The 16,226-nt window shown below is 31.2% G+C and carries 20 protein-coding genes (1 of these 20 only partly in view); 9 read left to right on the forward strand and 11 right to left on the reverse strand.

From position 1 onward, the window contains the following. A protein-coding gene (locus K4897_RS03285) for a radical SAM protein (protein ID WP_250416944.1) crosses the window boundary here: on the reverse strand, window positions 1-354 show its start. The gene continues 438 nt to the left of window position 1, outside the view; 354 of the gene's 792 nt are visible here — the first part of the coding sequence; its start codon is at window positions 352-354; the stop codon falls past the left edge of the window. 191 nt (window positions 355-545) lie between these two features. Here K4897_RS03285 and K4897_RS03290 point away from each other — a divergent pair, with 191 nt between their 5' ends. Next, complete coding sequence (locus K4897_RS03290) at window positions 546-1,628, forward strand: archaeosine biosynthesis radical SAM protein RaSEA (RefSeq protein WP_019264472.1); 1,083 nt, start codon at window positions 546-548, stop codon at window positions 1,626-1,628. Between the two features lie 38 nt (window positions 1,629-1,666). Here K4897_RS03290 and K4897_RS03295 read toward each other — a convergent pair whose 3' ends face one another. After that, window positions 1,667-2,959, reverse strand: coding sequence for a DUF6056 family protein (locus K4897_RS03295; RefSeq protein WP_250416690.1), 1,293 nt, complete (start codon window positions 2,957-2,959; stop codon window positions 1,667-1,669). A gap of 137 nt (window positions 2,960-3,096) precedes the next feature. Here K4897_RS03295 and K4897_RS03300 point away from each other — a divergent pair, with 137 nt between their 5' ends. Beyond that, window positions 3,097-3,579 (forward strand): DUF308 domain-containing protein, encoded by a 483-nt coding sequence (locus tag K4897_RS03300; protein ID WP_250416692.1) that lies wholly within the window; start codon window positions 3,097-3,099, stop codon window positions 3,577-3,579. A 24-nt stretch (window positions 3,580-3,603) separates the two neighbouring features. Beyond that, window positions 3,604-4,884 carry an adenylyltransferase/cytidyltransferase family protein gene (locus tag K4897_RS03305; RefSeq protein ID WP_250416695.1) on the forward strand — a complete coding sequence of 427 codons (1,281 nt, stop codon included), beginning with the start codon at window positions 3,604-3,606 and terminating at the stop codon, window positions 4,882-4,884. Here K4897_RS03305 and K4897_RS03310 read toward each other — a convergent pair. The 8 genes from K4897_RS03310 to K4897_RS03345 are packed head-to-tail and all read right to left on the reverse strand — an operon-like array spanning window position 4,874 to window position 10,725. Further along, window positions 4,874-5,608, reverse strand: a complete 735-nt coding sequence (locus K4897_RS03310; RefSeq protein WP_250416698.1) for an NAD(P)-binding domain-containing protein — start codon at window positions 5,606-5,608, stop codon at window positions 4,874-4,876. The two genes, K4897_RS03305 and K4897_RS03310, sit on opposite strands and share 11 nt — an antisense overlap. Beyond that, complete coding sequence (locus K4897_RS03315) at window positions 5,605-6,216, reverse strand: cytochrome c biogenesis CcdA family protein (protein ID WP_250416700.1); 612 nt, start codon at window positions 6,214-6,216, stop codon at window positions 5,605-5,607. Before K4897_RS03315 ends, K4897_RS03310 begins: the two co-directional genes overlap by 4 nt. Before the next feature lie 9 nt (window positions 6,217-6,225). Next, window positions 6,226-6,666, reverse strand: a complete 441-nt coding sequence (locus K4897_RS03320; RefSeq protein WP_019264478.1) for a thioredoxin family protein — start codon at window positions 6,664-6,666, stop codon at window positions 6,226-6,228. 29 nt (window positions 6,667-6,695) lie between these two features. Next, complete coding sequence (locus K4897_RS03325) at window positions 6,696-7,562, reverse strand: DUF89 domain-containing protein (protein ID WP_250416702.1); 867 nt, start codon at window positions 7,560-7,562, stop codon at window positions 6,696-6,698. Then, window positions 7,563-7,766: a MoaD/ThiS family protein gene (locus K4897_RS03330; RefSeq protein ID WP_250416705.1), complete on the reverse strand. Its 204-nt coding sequence runs from the start codon at window positions 7,764-7,766 to the stop codon at window positions 7,563-7,565. It lies immediately after the preceding gene. Between the two features lie 4 nt (window positions 7,767-7,770). Continuing rightward, window positions 7,771-8,688: a TIGR00269 family protein gene (locus K4897_RS03335; protein ID WP_250416707.1), complete on the reverse strand. Its 918-nt coding sequence runs from the start codon at window positions 8,686-8,688 to the stop codon at window positions 7,771-7,773. 8 nt (window positions 8,689-8,696) lie between these two features. Next, the gene (locus K4897_RS03340; protein ID WP_019264482.1) at window positions 8,697-9,854 is read right to left on the reverse strand and encodes a VWA domain-containing protein; all 1,158 of its coding nucleotides are present in this window, start codon (window positions 9,852-9,854) and stop codon (window positions 8,697-8,699) included. A gap of 13 nt (window positions 9,855-9,867) precedes the next feature. Beyond that, window positions 9,868-10,725 (reverse strand): MoxR family ATPase, encoded by an 858-nt coding sequence (locus tag K4897_RS03345; protein ID WP_019264483.1) that lies wholly within the window; start codon window positions 10,723-10,725, stop codon window positions 9,868-9,870. 90 nt (window positions 10,726-10,815) lie between these two features. Between K4897_RS03345 and K4897_RS03350 the strand changes: the two genes are divergently transcribed. After that, a complete protein-coding gene (locus K4897_RS03350) occupies window positions 10,816-11,064 on the forward strand; it encodes a hypothetical protein (RefSeq protein WP_250416710.1) in 249 nt (82 codons plus the stop codon). Here K4897_RS03350 and K4897_RS03355 read toward each other — a convergent pair. After that, window positions 11,061-12,665, reverse strand: coding sequence for a dihydropteroate synthase-like protein (locus K4897_RS03355; protein ID WP_019264485.1), 1,605 nt, complete (start codon window positions 12,663-12,665; stop codon window positions 11,061-11,063). The genes K4897_RS03350 and K4897_RS03355 overlap by 4 nt on opposite strands. 215 nt (window positions 12,666-12,880) lie before the next feature. On the opposite strand from K4897_RS03355, the gene K4897_RS03360 reads away from it, so the two are divergent. From K4897_RS03360 to K4897_RS03380, 5 genes are read left to right on the forward strand one after another with little or no spacing between them, the layout of a single operon-like run. Then, window positions 12,881-13,405: a pyruvate ferredoxin oxidoreductase subunit gamma gene (locus tag K4897_RS03360; protein ID WP_019264486.1), complete on the forward strand. Its 525-nt coding sequence runs from the start codon at window positions 12,881-12,883 to the stop codon at window positions 13,403-13,405. 25 nt (window positions 13,406-13,430) lie between these two features. Further along, on the forward strand, window positions 13,431-13,673 hold the full coding sequence (porD, locus tag K4897_RS03365; RefSeq protein ID WP_019264487.1) for a pyruvate synthase subunit PorD: 243 nt from the start codon (window positions 13,431-13,433) through the stop codon (window positions 13,671-13,673). 11 nt (window positions 13,674-13,684) lie between these two features. Next, entirely contained in the window at window positions 13,685-14,830 is a 1,146-nt protein-coding gene (porA, locus tag K4897_RS03370) for a pyruvate synthase subunit PorA (RefSeq protein ID WP_019266428.1), read from the forward strand. Window positions 14,831-14,832: 2 nt separating this feature from the next. After that, a complete protein-coding gene (gene porB, locus K4897_RS03375) occupies window positions 14,833-15,699 on the forward strand; it encodes a pyruvate synthase subunit PorB (RefSeq protein WP_019266429.1) in 867 nt (288 codons plus the stop codon). A 13-nt stretch (window positions 15,700-15,712) separates the two neighbouring features. After that, window positions 15,713-16,216, forward strand: coding sequence for a 4Fe-4S dicluster domain-containing protein (locus K4897_RS03380; RefSeq protein WP_019264490.1), 504 nt, complete (start codon window positions 15,713-15,715; stop codon window positions 16,214-16,216). The last annotated feature ends 10 nt before the right edge of the window (window positions 16,217-16,226 follow it).

Below are 16,226 nucleotides of genomic sequence, written 5' to 3' on the forward strand. Positions count from 1 at the left end.
TTTTGATTTCAAGTTTTTCAAATCATCAGGCAATACAGCTGTATCATTCAGCTTCTTTAAAATATCCATATCTCTTAAGATTAAGTCAGATTTTGTTATAATATGTACCGGATATTTAAACCTTAGAAATATCTTTAAAATTTCCCGGGTTAATTCCAATTCCTTTTCTATTTCCATATATGGATCAGATGCCGAACCTAAATTCAAAAATGCTCTTTCGTGATTTCTGGATAATTTCTTTAATTTATTATAAACCAAATCACAGGCATTGGATTTTACATAATAGCTATTGGTTTTCTTTGCATATTTGCTTCCATTTATATAACAGTATACACAGTCAAATGAGCATCCCATATAGGGATTAATAGTATAATCTTCCAAAAAGAGATTAAAATTTCTTTTCCCTTTTCGTTTATTGAAAATTGAATTTACTTTTTTATTTTCGAATCCGTATTTTTTCAGGATTATATCATCACTATTAGCAAAGTTTTTAATTATATCAACACCTTAAATATTAATATTAATTTTATTATAAGGTATATATAATGGAGATTGAAAACTTAACTAAAGAAATTAGAGCTAGGGCATTTGAGAGAAAAGATCCGAAAACACCTAATCAGGTAGCTGCTAGCTGGTATAATGATGATTTAACTTATGACGGAGTTGCAAAAACCCTGTTTATTATTTTACCTACTCCAGGATGTTCCTGGGCAATAGGTGACAGCGGAGGATGTACAATGTGCAGCTATGTTTCAGACTGCACACTGGAATCGATTGACAGCGAAACTATAGTAACTATATTCAAAGAGCACCTTAACCGTTTTCCTATTAACGAAGAAGATAAGATAACCGTTAAATTATTTGCTTCAGGAAGTTTTTTAAATCCTCGTGAACTTCCAAAAGATGCCCGTGATGAAATTTTAAATATTTTAATGGATTTAGGTAATGTTCATGAAATTGTAGTTGAATCAAGAGCAGAATATGTTAAGGAAGAATACATTGATGAAATAACAGATATTATCGGAGATACTTTATTTGAAATTAGTATGGGTTTAGAAACTTCCAATGATTATACCAGACTTAAAAAAATAAATAAAGGATTCACTCTTGATGATTTCAACAAAGCAGTTTCATTAATTCAAAAATTAAACAGCAAAAAAGGTTATAATCTTAAATCCAAAGCATATATTTTTGTAAAACCTATTCTTTTAAATGAAAAAGAAGCTATTGATGAAGCTATTGAAACTGCAAGATACTGTGCCGACCATAATGTTGACAGAGTGTCCTTTTGTCCGGCTACAATACATGGAGGAACTTTAATTGAAAGAATGTGGAGAAAAGGAGCATATCAGCCACCATGGATTTGGAGCTGTATTGAAATTATAAATACTGTACGTAAAGAGTTAAATATTCCTGCATTACTTGACACTTCAGGTTTCGGTTCAAGACGTGGTCCTTACAATTGTAAAAAATGCAATAAAGATTTAAAACACATGATAATAGCCAATAACTTAACACAAACTCCAATTGACTATGACTGTGATTGTAAAAACAAATGGCTGGCTGAAGTTAATAATGCAGATATGAATAAATCAGCTGTACCTGTAAAACATCTCCCATTATATTAAAAAAAGTGTTTTTTTCTGATATGATAAAAGTATCAGATTTAATTTTTATTTTTAAATTCCAATAGTTTATTAATCAGCAGATAATCCAAAATCACCATTATAAACAGATAATTCAGATATATTCTATCATCACTTGTTAATGAAGGTGTAAAACCTGAAATAATCACAGATCCGAAACCCAGCACCAATAGTGCAAATATAAAATAACCCAATTCTTTATTGTTTTTATAAATCATATAAACTGAATATAACGGCACCAATGCAATTATAAGATAGAGAACACCGCAGCTTATCATTCTTATAAATCCTAAACTTAATAAACCGTATTTCAGATTAGTCAAATCAAAATAGCTATAGACATCACTGAAATTTGCAAATCCTGCTGCTGCAAAAAACAATACAATCAAAGCAGGAATAAAAGTAAGCAGCATTATTTTCCTTTTATCAGATATCAGATAACTATAAACCGCAAGTAAAGCAAGGAAAATTACTGAAAATATGTCTTTTGCCATTAAAATCCAGCTGAAGAAATAATTAATTCCTACATCCAGTTTATTTATAATATTGAAGTTGGAATAATCTGGAAATCCAAGTTTAGTAACTACATTTACCCTGTTTACATTTCCCGGACAGCAGAAATCATAAATGAAATTCAAAACTATTAAACCTACAAATAAATAAATCACCTTCGGAATTTCAATCTTTTTATACAGACAGTAACCTATAACAAATACATATGCTCCACCAACCATTGCCAGTAACTGTTCAGAGCTGACAGCTTCCATTAATGTGACAATTAAAATCAGATATAGTGCTATTTTTTTAAATTTAGACAAATCCCTATTTTTAAATACATATTCTTTCAGCAAATAAAAATGCAGCAATATAAAACAAATTGGCCATATGTAATTTGTTGTAGTTGCTAACCATCCTGCAGATTCCAAAATCTTAGAAAAAGATATTATGAATAAACCTACAAAAAAGCAAGCCAGACAATTATAAAAGAAGCTTTTTTCATCATCATTAACCAGTAATTTACTTAACAGTATAGCAATAGCTACAAAAATAACTGAATCCACTATTCTCCAAATTTCTGCAGGAACAGATACCAATATACCTACATCAAATTCTATAAGAGACCTTGAACTCCAAGTTGCATACCTGTAGCTTAAAAATCCGTCTTTAGTTAATGACCATAAAGGATGCTTTGAAACTATTGTTTGGAAAGTAGGATAATCTGCAGTAACTACTGCTAATTTCCAATGATAACACAACAAAATCATTAAAAATATCAAAAAAGGAATATACTTAATATATTTTTTAAAATTCATATCACTATTTCCGGCTAAATCAATAATTATTAATATTATCCAAACAGTATGATAAAATTTTGCATGGATAATTTTAACTACTTTAAAGAAAAAATATATGAATATATAAAATATTAAAATTAATACGGAGGAAAAAGATGAAAAATAAATTTGTTAGTTTACTGGCTATCATTTTAGGAATAATAATCATCGCATTTCCAATGATTGGTGTTATTGGAACTAGTTCCTTAATAGGTTTATCTGTTCTTTTAATCTCTATTTATCTGCTTGTTGTAGGAGTAGCTATTATAGATTATAATAAATCCGGAGCAATTATCGATTTAATTTTAGGAATTATGCTATTATTCTTAAGTCTTGGTTTAATATTCAATCCTAATCTATTTGCATTTCTTGCAGAAATTTCACTTTATCTTGCAGGAATTGTACTGATTATTGTGGGAGTTGTTGCTTTAGTTAACAACCGTCATGCAAGATTCGGATTTTATATAGGTATAAGCGGAATAATATTAGGTTTAGTTTACATAATCATTGGTACTTATGTTGCAGATCCTATTATTTTAGGTACTTTAATCGGATTATGGTTAGTAATAACCGGTGTTTTAAAAATTATAGATGGTTAATCCCCATCCACTTTTTCTTTTTTGGTGTTGAAATTGATAGCTATTAGTGCAGACTTTGACCCTGTACACAAAGGTCATGAAAAATTAATTAAAGAAGCAAAAAAACTAGCTGATGAAAAGCAAAAAAAGCTAGTAGTATATTTAAATAAAGGATACAGTGCTAATCACGGCCCATTTTTTGTAAATTTTGAAGCCAGGCGAGATATGGCTTTAGCTCTTGGGGCAGATAAAGTAAAATCATTTGAAGGACTTCATCACAGACTTGTTTTATCTTATAGTGTTCCAATCAGATTAAATAAAATGTATGAAGATGGTGCTACTGATTATATTACATCAGCACATATTTCACTTGATGAAATTAAAAACAAAGCTCAAAAATTTGTTAAAGAGAGAAATTTCGTTGGAATGCCTAAAAATTATCCCAACAGAAATGAAATACGCTGGTATGCATTAAATGAATTTCTGGGATCTCCTTTAGAATATCATGTGATTCCTGAGTTTAACAAAGAAAAATATTCCGGAAGAAAAATCAGAAAATCTATTTTAGATAATGATATGGTAATTCCTAAAGAAACCAGAAAATTACTTCCAAAAACAACTATTGACATTCTTGAAGATGAAATAGCTGCAGGCAGAATTCCCGGCCAGCGCAATTGGGCTGAAATTTATAAAAGAATGAATACATATTCAAGAGGAAATCTTGAAAAGATAGCTTACCTGAACGGGAACACCATAAATGAAATAATTAAAAGAAGAGTTTACAGAGATCCCGAGTCAATTTGGGCAGTATTTAGAAGAGCTAATTACGGACCTGTTATGACAAGACTGGCTGTAAGTGCTATTGAAGAAGAAGTCACTAAAAAAGAAGTAATGGACCTGATGAAAAGTTATGAAGCAAAAGGCGTTATTCCTGAAGGTCAGAAAGTTCAAAAAGTAATTGACAGAGCATGGTATGTTGCAAGTGAGGGTGAAAAAGGAGTAAATGCTAAAACAGCCAATGAAACCTTTAGAAGCAAAAATATTAAAGTTGATAATCCTCCTTTAAATATTCATGCCGGTTTAAATTTAACTAAATTCGAAACTAAAATTATTTCAGAAGGACTGAATGCTGATTTATATATTGATAAAGACAATAAAATTTCAGTTCAGCTAAAAGCAGACGGTAAAAAGATTAAAACCAATTTAAGATTACCTGCAAAAGAAGTGACTTACCTCAGATACATTATGGATTCAAACTTTATCCCGACAAGTGCCAGCATCAGAAAGGATAAAAAAGGATATAAAGTTGATATAACTATTGGCTAAGCTTTTTAAAAGAAGCTTTAACCATTGTTAAATCATGATTTTCAAAATAACCAATAATCTGTTCTAATTCTTCCGCCTTTCTTTTTTTAGCATTTTTTGTATTGTTAATTCTTGACAAAGCCTTTTTTTTAAAATCATTGCCTTCAGTTAAAGTTAAAATATCAAAAAATTCATCTTTCAAATCTAAATTTTCAGCTATTTCCAAGCTTTCCATTAAAACAGCTGAAAGAGACTTTGTATACATACTTCTAAGTAATTTCAGCTTAGATACATCACCGGGATTTTCACTAATTTTGTGAACTTCCAAAAAATCATCCAGAAAATCCAGCTTTTCCAAGTTTTTTCCGGACAAATACAATACAGGATTTGGAGCATCTATTTTTCCGATAATTGCTCCGTCTACAAAATTATCCACATATTCATTGATTTTTAAAGTTGTTTTAGGAGAAATATTATTTAAATCTATGTAAATCCCTTTAGAATATTTTCCATATTCAGCAGCTATGTCCAGTGCCTGACTGGGACTATTAGCAGAAATTAAAATGTCTGAAAAAGCAGCTACCTCTTTAAAAGTATCTAAAATTTCCACATCTGACTTTTTCATATTTTCAATGGTATTTTCTGACCTGTTTTGGGCAGATGTTAAAAAAGTAATATTTTCAGAGTCAATCAATCCTGTTAAGTTTTTAGCTACCTTTCCAAAACCTATAAATCCTATTTTCACAAAATTCCTCCAAGAGCAGTTATTAACATGTAAACAGCCCCAATTATAATTAATACTGCAAATATTTTCTGAATATATTCAGTTTTTTTAGCAAACCTTGAGATATCAATGTTAGAAATTATATATCCCAAGATTAATAATGTTAATCCGAAACCAATGCAATACAAAAGAATGTTGAATGCTACAAATACTGGATTTCCTGAACTTACAAGCAATGTTAAAAGTGAAATCAGATAACCGCTGTAACATGGTGCCCATGATAAAGAAGTTAGAAATCCTAAAATAAATGCATTATCTCTGCTTTTATAAGTTAATGCTGGAAACTTGCAGGAACAGGAAGTTAATAAAAATCCTCCAATTAAAAGCAGGAAAAATGCAGATATAACTCGAATATAATTTAAGTATTTATAAATAGCTATTGTAAAATATACTGTTGCAAATAGTATAACTATAAAAATAGCAAATAAACCTAAAACAAATGAAATGATCTCTGTATTCTTTCTTTTTTTTAAATTAAATCCTATAAAAATAGGTAAAACGGGTAAAATACAGGGAGATAAAATTGAAATTACTCCTGTAATAAAAGAAACCGCCAGAACAATTTCCACAATATCCCCTCAAATCATGTTTATTAAATCTTTCGGACCATAATAACCTTCAATAGACTTTAATTCATTACCTTCACTGTCTAAAATAAGCATAGTAGGTGTTGAATAAACATTATACTTACCAGCTATTTCAGGATTGTCATTAACATTAATTATAACAACTACATAACTTTCATTAAGCTTATCCATAATTTGTGCATCATTCAGGGTGTTCTGCCTTAACTGATGACAATAAGTACAGGTATCTGATTCAAAAACAGCAAAAACTTCTTTATCACTAGTTTTAGCTTTTTGAAGTGCTTCAGACAAAGTTCCTGCAGTATCAATAATGTTAAACTCTGATTCGGAAGCTTCTTCTTTTTCAAAATCCCCATTAATTGAAAACCATCCACTTAATGCAATAATGACAAGTATTATGAAAATAATGAAATATAAACTACATTTTTTCATGAATATATTATAATAAATTATCAAATATATTAGTTTCTATTTTTTAAAAGCAACATATCATGTAAGTTTACACCAATATCTTTTGAAATTGTTGTACATTTTGAGCATAATAAAAAGAAAACTTCCTTAGATGACAAATCTATTTCAGTTAGCCCCTCATAATTTCCCATTCCTTTAGAAATTATAAAATCATGAGATGAAAAAATTTCTCTAAATTCCTCTGAAATTTCACTGTCCACATATCCGACAGTTCCAGCACCTATTTCAACAATTTCTCCAAATTCATCTAATCCAACATTGACTGCATCTTCCATACATGCATCATTTATAATTGGTCTGGATTTGACAGCTATTGTAATATCCAAGTCGTACTGCTTCATTTTAGAAAGTAAAAGTTTGTCAAATACAATTTCACCAGTATTATCCACTAAATACAATACTTTATCATATTTTTTTAAGGCATTTTCAAACTCGCCAATATCTTTAACAGCCAAATCTCTTTCTAAAGCAGAACTTATTAAACTTCCAACATCAGTATCTATAGTAAATGCTCCAAAATCCAGAATATTTCCTATAATAGCTATTTTAACATAGTTTTCCAAACTGTTATTCTTTTTGAGAACTTCCTTAACTGTCGGCAAATATTTTAAAGCTATCTGATTACCTGCAATTTTTTCTTTAATATACGGATCTTCACAGCCTGTTTTTTCCTGAATCATGTTATGAATAACTGAACCTGTTTTATTTGAATTGGTTGTTTTATAGAAATTAGAACTTAAAAATGTGAAAATGTCATTCATAAGTTCTATTTTAAGGTCCTCATCATCACTAGCCAAATCCATAGCCTCTTTTGCCTGTCTTAAAAAACATGCACCACATTCATAGTTGATTTTCACTTAACCACCATAAATAATTTGAACTAACTGTATTTCATCATCATCTCGGATTTCACTTTCTTCAATAACCAAGTCCCCGTTCTGTTTTGGAACAATAGTTTGTGAAGATAACTCCAAATCATTTAATAAATCTTTAATTGTGTAATTTTCTTTTGGTATTTCCCTTTTCTCATCAATATCTTTAAATTTTAATGTGAATGTCATATTATCACTTTCCCAATTCCTCTAAAAATGTACATGCCTTACATAATCTGTTGGCTGAAGGTTCACCACACCTTTCACACCTTGACTGAGGATAAGTTTTTTTAAAACCGTCACCAATAACTTCCTTAATCTTATCATATCCCCTAAGTGTTGAATATTTTATTGTAGGATGTTTTTCAGAAAGTTTATTTATCAAATCTGAAACTTCGCCTCTAAATGACTGCTGTGCATAAGGACAGCTGTCAAAATGAACTTCCAGTTCTTTTGCAACTACATACAAACCTATTTCCCTTTCCGGAATTTCACGTAAAGGTTTAATTTTAACTGTGAATTCTTTAGCTTTTGAAGATGTTTTAGCACCTAACTTAGTTAAATTATCAGTGTTTCCCTCAAGATAATTCATCATAATAGCCTGAACTTCATCATCCAAATTATGACCGGTAGCTATTTTAGTAGCTCCCATTTCACGGGCAGCCTTATTTATTATAGTTCTTCTGAAAACGCCACAGTAACTGCAGGATCCAATATGATTCTCTTTTTGCATTATCTCATCTAATGTTATACCATATTCCTTTTTAAGAGAAACTACTTTATGTTCAATACCTAAACGTTTCGCATGACGGGTAGCTATGTCCACACCTTCCTGACGATAGTTATCAATTCCTTCATCAACAGTTACTGCACAGATGTCTATAATATTTCTTTTACGGAAACTGTTCAAGATTTCCAAAGTTGTTACACTGTCTTTACCTCCTGAAAGTGCAACTAAAACTTTGTCTCCCTTATCCAATAATTTTTCCTTTTTAACTGTTTTAATAACTTTTTTTTCAATTGATTCAATAAAACAATCCTTACATAAATATTGACCGGATTGGTGTTTTTTAATAATAACCTGCGAATTACCGCATTTACTGCACTGCATAACTACACCTACATTTGCTCTACAAATTGAGCTAATTGATTTAAAGTATTTACTTCAAATATATGGGCACCTGCATCTTCATATAATGAAACACAACTATCTACAATATCCCATTTATTTCTGTCTTCAGGATTTAATATTACAACTTTTTTAGAATTTTTAACCATTTCACCAACTAAATCTACACTGGCCGGAACACCTTTTACTTTAGGTCCTGCCCAATCTCTGCAATCAGACAGTATAATAACATAAGACTTGTTATTTAACTTAGCCAAATCCATAAATTTCTCAAATGAAGTATACATATTAGATGTTCCGTGAACCATTGCATTTTTAAGTCTCATATCTTTAACTTTTGTAAATGCATCAATTAAATACTCTTCTTTTAAAGCTTTAGTTGTTTCAATAACCTTATTATCAAATTCAAAAGTTCTTGAATTTTTAAATGCACTTTGAGCTGAAAACATCAACATGAAAAACCAGCTGCTGATCCATTCACAGGACCCGCTGATATCATTTAGAAACAAATGTTCATTTTTGTGAGGACGTGGTTTAGCCTTAATCAGTTCAAAAGGAACACCACCATATTTCATATTTACTCTTATGGTTCTTCTAATGTCTATTCTATTTGAACTTGTCTGGATTTTCCTTCTTGAACGTTTATTAGCTATTTTCCTACCTAATCTTTGACAGATTTCAAGCATTCTTGGATCGAATTTGTTAAGTTTTGTCAAATCCTTATTTAATAATTCCCCGTCTCTTTCAAGTTTTTGAACTTCATCAAGTAAAGGCTGGCCTGATAACTGTTTCAGTTTTTCATTATTGATTTTTTCTTTCTTGAGTTTGGTGGAAACATTACCCTGTTTTTTAATAATATACTTATTGGATTTAGGTCCTGTTCCTTTGTAAGCTTTACCTCTCTGTTCGGCATCAAGAACCTCTTTTTTTCGGGCTTCTTTTTTGAAAACATTTTCAAAAATCTTGTTAAACTTAGGAATATCATACTTATCTTTAACATAAATTGCTCTTAAGGCTGTTTTTAAAAGATTTCTATCATTTTCGCCCAAATCCTGATAAACTTGAGCAGCTGAGTGTGTACTCCTAATACTGACAGGTAAACCTACTTCTCTTAACTGATGAGACAATTCTGCAACTTTATCAATCATAATATCATTACAATTAATATTTCTTATGAATTACGTCTTTTAAAACTCTTTTTTTATCACTTTCAGTTTTAATAGCAACACCAATACTATCCTCTAAAGATTTATTGAAATTTTTAGTACCTAAACTGGAAACTGATCTAACCCAATCTACAGTTCCCCTTACAGACGGTTTTTTCATTAAATTAAGATTACGTATCTCATGCACTATTTTAACTATTTTTGAAACTGTTTCATTCTCAGCTTCAGGAAGTCTTGATTTAACAATTTCAATTTCACGTTCAACTGAAGGATATGGAATATATAAGAATAAACATCTGTCCTTAGTTTCATCAAGTAAAGACCTTTGAGAGTTGGAAGTTAAAATAACAATTAAATCATTTGCTAACTGGAATGTTCCTAAATCATTTATAGTTATTTCTTTTTCACCTAATGCCTGAAGTAAAAAACTTTCAACTTCCTCATCTGCTTTATCAATTTCATCAATAAGTAAAACAGAATCCTTTTCATTTAAAAAAGCATTTAATAAAGGACGTCTTATAAAGAATTCTTCATGAAATATTTTTTCTTCATTATCAGACTCGTTTTTAGCTGCTTCAAGGTGAAGCAATTGTTTTTGATAATTCCATTCTCCAACAATTTGTTCAAAAGTAATACCTTCATAACACTGAATCCTAAAGAAATCCATGTCAAAAGCACTGGCTATTACTTTAGCTAACTGTGTTTTTCCAACACCTGGAGGTCCTTCAATAAGCATTGGTTTTCCAAGTAAAAAAGATAAATATAATGTTGTTGAAATCTCGTTATCCGGGACATAATTTTCATTTAAAAGAATTTTGTCAATTTTTTTAACAGATAAATCGTCAATTTGCACAATCAAACCTTCTTTATTTTATATATAATTACAAGTATTAATGATGCATTTATTTAAAAGTTTTGAAATAATAGATAATGAGGTTGAATTATGAAAACAGAAAATGCAATTATTATAACATTAATCATGATTATTATAGTTGCTACTGGAATTTTTACACTTGGAAACATTAACATACATACCGACTCTGGAAGTGATAATTCAGAAATTTCTTACGACAGTTCCAATTCTATTGATTCCGGTGGCTCCAGTCAAATTGAAGAACCATCCCAAGCAGCTGGTGAAAGTGAAGATAGTGGAGAAAGTGTTCAGGAAAGTGCAGATAGTGAATCCAATTAAGTTTTGAATTCATCAGGATTTTTAAATAAATCAAAATCCTGAACATATTCCTTTCCAGTAATCATGGCTATTTGTGCTTTTTGAAGCTCACTTCCCAAATATGCAGCATGCTCCATTCTTGTTACAAGTTTTTTATCTATTATTTCTTCATAAATTTCTTTTGCAGTATCTCCAACAATCACCAAATCAGCTTTGTTCTTTTTAAAATGTGTAGCTATAATTCTGCTGGCTTTAACTGTAGTTCCATAATCAACACTGATTTTAAAGCTCCCTGCCTTGTCTCTTACAAATTTCATAGGTTTAGTCTGTTTAACTTCCGGAACTCCATCAGTTTCAGTTTCAATAATATCCAGTCGTTTATGTTTATCTTTAAATGCAACAAGGTTAATTCCCAAATCCTTTGGAATAGAACCTCTATGCTTAGCTAAAAACATCATTTTAGATGCAGTTGATAATTCATAAACACTGCCTCTTGTTTTTCCGCTTTCTTCTGGAGTAAATAATATACTTACACCTAATTCCATCCCTATTCCTGCAAGCAGAACATTGACTCCTCCAGAGTCTGCATCCATCAGTTCAGTAACATTTCCAACTCCGAAAAACATTGGTGCTTTATTTATTTTATGAAATTCGAAACAGGCCATAATTGATTCAACAATACTGCTGCTGTTTACAGGGTCCAAAATTAAATCTGCAACATAATCAATGCCTTTTGTATCTTCAATTAGCTGTTTCATTGCATCAACTCTTTCTTCAGGAGTTTTTGGAGTGAAACCTTCTGAAAAATTAGTTGGAAGCAAAACAGCCGGAGTATTAGTTTCTTTTAAAATATCAAGTACTTTAGAATTATTTCCCAAATCCAAACTTAATACCAAATCAATACCATGTTTTGCAGCTGCTTCAATTTCTTTTGCATTTAATGTATCAATACTTAATGGCCTATCTCCAACAATTGGCCTTAATGTATCAATCAATTCCGGAACTTTATCTGAAAAATCTTCACCTGCTGCCATACCAATATCAATCATATCAGCTCCTGAATCAACAAAATACTGACATTTATGAATTAAAGCTTCTTTTGATAAAAATGGGGCGTTAGCTATTTCAGACAATACTCTCATTGGAAAATCTTCACCTACCGGGAGATTTCCAACCAGAATATTATTAGGTTTTTCCAATAATTTTTCAATGGTTTTTTCATCATTTTCAAAATCATCAATGAATTTTAAAGCTTCTTTTCTTTTTTCCTCTTCAATTAGTTTATCTGCAGGTTTATCTTCAGACAATTCAATTTGATCAATTAAATTTAAAACCATAGCCAAATCAGCTCCGTCAGTTGAACCTTTAAAAGTAGGAATTCCCAATTCTTTTGTTATTTCCCTGGTTCCTTTCTTTATTAAACCTGGAACTAAAATCATATCAATTTCATCTAACTGATTAGCAAAATGAGTTTTTATTTCATTAATAATAATTCTAGGAGTTAAAAATGCAGCTACCTGTGTATTATCAGCTATATGAATTATAACCTCAACATTAGCATTAGCTACAACATTTTTAATTAAAGGATATGCTAAATTTCCAGTAATAATTAAAACTTTCATAAACTCCCCCACCTATTCATAATATTAATAGTTATATGACTATTTAATTATTATAAGTAACTACAAAACAAAGCAATATACATCATTTAGCAACATAAATAATATAAAATATTAACTAAAAAACGATTATGAAATCTATAATGATTATCCATGATAAACTTTATATATTTTGTAATTTATAATGATTATACATGATAAACTATGGAGGAGACTAAATGATTGAAATTCGTTTTCACGGACGTGGTGGACAAGGGTCCGTAACTGCTGCTGAGATTTTGGCAAAAGCTGCTTTTAAAGATGGTAAATATGTTCAATCTTTCCCTTTCTTTGGAGTTGAACGTAGGGGAGCACCAGTAATGGCTTTTACCAGAATTGATGACAAACCAATTGACATAAGATACCAAGTATACAATCCAGACTATGTATTAGTTCTTGATGATGGATTAATGAATGTGGTGGATGTATTTTCTGGAATAAAAGAAAATACTGAAGTAATTATCAATATTGCTGAAGAATTTAAAGGATCTGGTGAACATCCAGTTCACAGCATTGATGCAACAGGAATTGCATTAGATTTATTAGGCCGCAATATTGTTAACACAATTATCTTAGGATACTTTGCTAAAAAAACTCACGTTGTAAGTATCGAATCACTTATTGAAGTAATTAAAGAAACATTCCCTGGAAAAGTTGGGGAATTAAATGCAGAAGCTACAAAAAAAGCTTATGACATGGGATAAAACATAAGGAGAAGGTGAATTAAAAATGGTAGCTATCGGATGTGTAATAAAAACACCTGGAAGTAGTAAAAATAACAAAACTGGAAGTTGGAGAACTTTTAAACCTGTTTTAGATAAAGAAAAATGTATCGATTGTGACAATTGTATTATTTTCTGTCCGGACTCCAGTGTAAATAAACAACATGACATTAATTACGATTACTGTAAAGGATGCGGAATTTGCGCATATGAATGTCCTTCAGATGCAATCGAAATGATTAAAGAATAGGGAGTGAAGAAATGACAAAAGAAGTTATGACAGCAAATAAAGCAGTTGCAGAAGCTGTAAGATTAGCTAAACCACAAGTTATTCCTGTTTATCCAATTACACCGCAAACAACAATTTCAGAATACCTTGCACAATATGTTGCAGATGAAAAAATTGATGCAAAATATGTGAAAGTGGAATCTGAACACAGTGCAATCAGTGCATCTGTCGGAGCAAGTAGTGCTGGAGTAAGAGTATTTACTGCAACATCTTCACAAGGATTAATGTTAATGCATGAAATATTATTTGCAGCAGCAGGTATGAGAACTCCAATCGTATTGGCTGATGCAAATAGGGCAATATCTGCACCATTAAATATCTGGAATGATCAACAAGATTCAATTGCACAAAGAGATGCAGGATGGTTGCAAATTTATGTTGAAAGTGCACAGGAAGCTTTAGATACTACATTAATGGCATATAAAATTTCTGAAAACTATGATGTTTTACTTCCATCAATGGTATGTTTAGATGGATTTATTTTAACCCATACTGTAGAACCTGTAGAAATTCCAACTCAGGAAGATGCAGATAAATTCTTACCTCCATATGTTCCAAAACATGCTTTCTTGGATCCTAATGAACCAATGTCTATAGGTACATTAGCTGATCCTGATTACTATCTTGAAGCAAGACATGATATGCAAGTAGCTATGGAAAAATCAATTCCAGTTATTGAAGAAACCTGCAAAGAATTTGCCGAAATATTTGGCAGAGAGTATGGTCTTATTGACACTTATAAAACAGACGATGCAGACATCATTTTCGTGGCTATGGGTTCAATGTGCAGTACTTTAAGAGTTATGATTGATGAATTAAGAAACAAAGGTGAAAAAGTAGGTTTGCTTAAAGTTAGAGCTTACAGACCATTCCCTGTTGAAGCTATTGATGAAGCTGTTAAAAATGCTTCAAAATTAGCAGTTCTTGATAAAAATGTAACATTCGGAATTGGTGGTGCTCTTTACACTGATATTAAAGCAAAAATCCATAAAGAAGCATACGGATTTATTATTGGTTTAGGTGGAAGAGACATTACTCCAGAATCAATCTTGGAAGTTTATGAAAAAACAAAAAATCCAGAAAAAGAAGTTACCTGGATAGGACTTAAGGAGGAATAAAAATGGAGATATCTGATAAAGAATATTTAGCACCAGGACACAGAGGATGTGCAGGATGTGGAGCTTCCATTGGAGTTAGATTAGCTCTTAATGCATTAGGAAAAAACACTGTAGCTATTTCAGCTACTGGTTGTCTTGAAGTAATGACCTCTCCTTATCCAGAAACTGCTTGGGAAATTCCATGGATGCATGTAGCTTTCGAAAATGCTGGAGCAGTTGCATCTGGAGTAGAAAGCGCTTTAAGAATTCAAGGAAAAGATGACATTAATGTTATTGCTTTCGGAGGAGATGGAGGTACTGTAGATATTGGTTTGCAATCATTATCCGGAGCAATGGAAAGAGGTCACAACTTAACTTACATCTGTTACGATAACGAAGCATATATGAACACAGGTATCCAAAGAAGTGGTGCAACACCTTATGGTGCAAGTACTACAACTTCACCAAAAGGAAGCGGAAGTTTCGGAGAAGACAAACCTAAAAAAGACATGCCAATGATAATGGCGGCACATGGAATCCCATATGTGGCTACTGCATCTATTGCATATCCTGAAGACTTTGTCAATAAAGTTAAAAAAGCAGCTGCAATCAAAGGTCCTGCATACATACATTTACACCAACCATGTACTACAGGATGGGGATTTGCTTCAGAAAAAACCATTGAAATGGGAAGATTAGCTGTTGAAACCGGATCATGGATTTTATATGAAGTTGAAAATGGTGAATTTAACATCACTTACAGACCTGAAGAAAGAAAACCTGTAAAAGAATATTTAGCTCCTCAAAAAAGATTCAAACATCTTGATGATGAACACATAGACAAAATACAAAAATATGTTGATAAATCCTGCGAAGAATTAGGTTTATAAAGGGGGAATAATAGTGGAAAAAATATTTGTAAATAGAGATGCATGTGATGGATGTAACAATTGTGTAAACATGTGTGCATCTATTCACTCTGCTCCTAGAATTAAAATTATAGAGCATGATTCCGCATATTATTCCTTAGTTTGTCAACATTGCGAAAATGCACCTTGTGTAAAAATTTGTCCGACAAATGCAATGACTACAAAAGGTGTTAAAACTGAAGATTGTATCGGATGTGGCTTATGCAGTATTGTTTGTCCGTTTGGTGCAATTACTATTGCAGAAAGTGTAGCTGAAAAATGTGACCTCTGTGCAGATAGAGAAGAAGGTCCTGCTTGTGTAAAAGCATGTACCAAAAGAGCTATTTCAGTTATTGATCCTGCAAAAATCAAAATTAAAAATCAGGAAAAATATCTTGCAAAACTTGCTGGAGAATATGATATTGGAAGCACATCCAACCGCAGTTTTGTACACTTCATCACAAGTGCTGCAAGAGCAAGATTAGCTCTTGATGAATAAATAAGGAAAA

This window comes from Methanobrevibacter sp. TLL-48-HuF1 (genome assembly GCF_023617305.1).
Classification (GTDB): Archaea; Methanobacteriota; Methanobacteria; order Methanobacteriales; family Methanobacteriaceae; genus Methanocatella; species Methanocatella intestini.

Coding starts and splice junctions, on each gene's coding strand:
- K4897_RS03290 (WP_019264472.1), top strand. CDS start 546: ATGGAGATTGAAAACTTAACTAAAGAAATTAGAGCTAGGGCATTTGAG.
- K4897_RS03295 (WP_250416690.1), bottom strand. CDS start 2,959: ATGAATTTTAAAAAATATATTAAGTATATTCCTTTTTTGATATTTTTA.
- K4897_RS03300 (WP_250416692.1), top strand. CDS start 3,097: ATGAAAAATAAATTTGTTAGTTTACTGGCTATCATTTTAGGAATAATA.
- K4897_RS03320 (WP_019264478.1), bottom strand. CDS start 6,666: ATGAAAAAATGTAGTTTATATTTCATTATTTTCATAATACTTGTCATT.
- K4897_RS03330 (WP_250416705.1), bottom strand. CDS start 7,766: ATGACATTCACATTAAAATTTAAAGATATTGATGAGAAAAGGGAAATA.
- K4897_RS03335 (WP_250416707.1), bottom strand. CDS start 8,688: ATGCAGTGCAGTAAATGCGGTAATTCGCAGGTTATTATTAAAAAACAC.
- K4897_RS03340 (WP_019264482.1), bottom strand. CDS start 9,854: ATGATTGATAAAGTTGCAGAATTGTCTCATCAGTTAAGAGAAGTAGGT.
- K4897_RS03350 (WP_250416710.1), top strand. CDS start 10,816: ATGAAAACAGAAAATGCAATTATTATAACATTAATCATGATTATTATA.
- K4897_RS03355 (WP_019264485.1), bottom strand. CDS start 12,665: ATGAAAGTTTTAATTATTACTGGAAATTTAGCATATCCTTTAATTAAA.
- K4897_RS03360 (WP_019264486.1), top strand. CDS start 12,881: ATGATTGAAATTCGTTTTCACGGACGTGGTGGACAAGGGTCCGTAACT.
- porD (WP_019264487.1), top strand. CDS start 13,431: ATGGTAGCTATCGGATGTGTAATAAAAACACCTGGAAGTAGTAAAAAT.
- porA (WP_019266428.1), top strand. CDS start 13,685: ATGACAAAAGAAGTTATGACAGCAAATAAAGCAGTTGCAGAAGCTGTA.
- porB (WP_019266429.1), top strand. CDS start 14,833: ATGGAGATATCTGATAAAGAATATTTAGCACCAGGACACAGAGGATGT.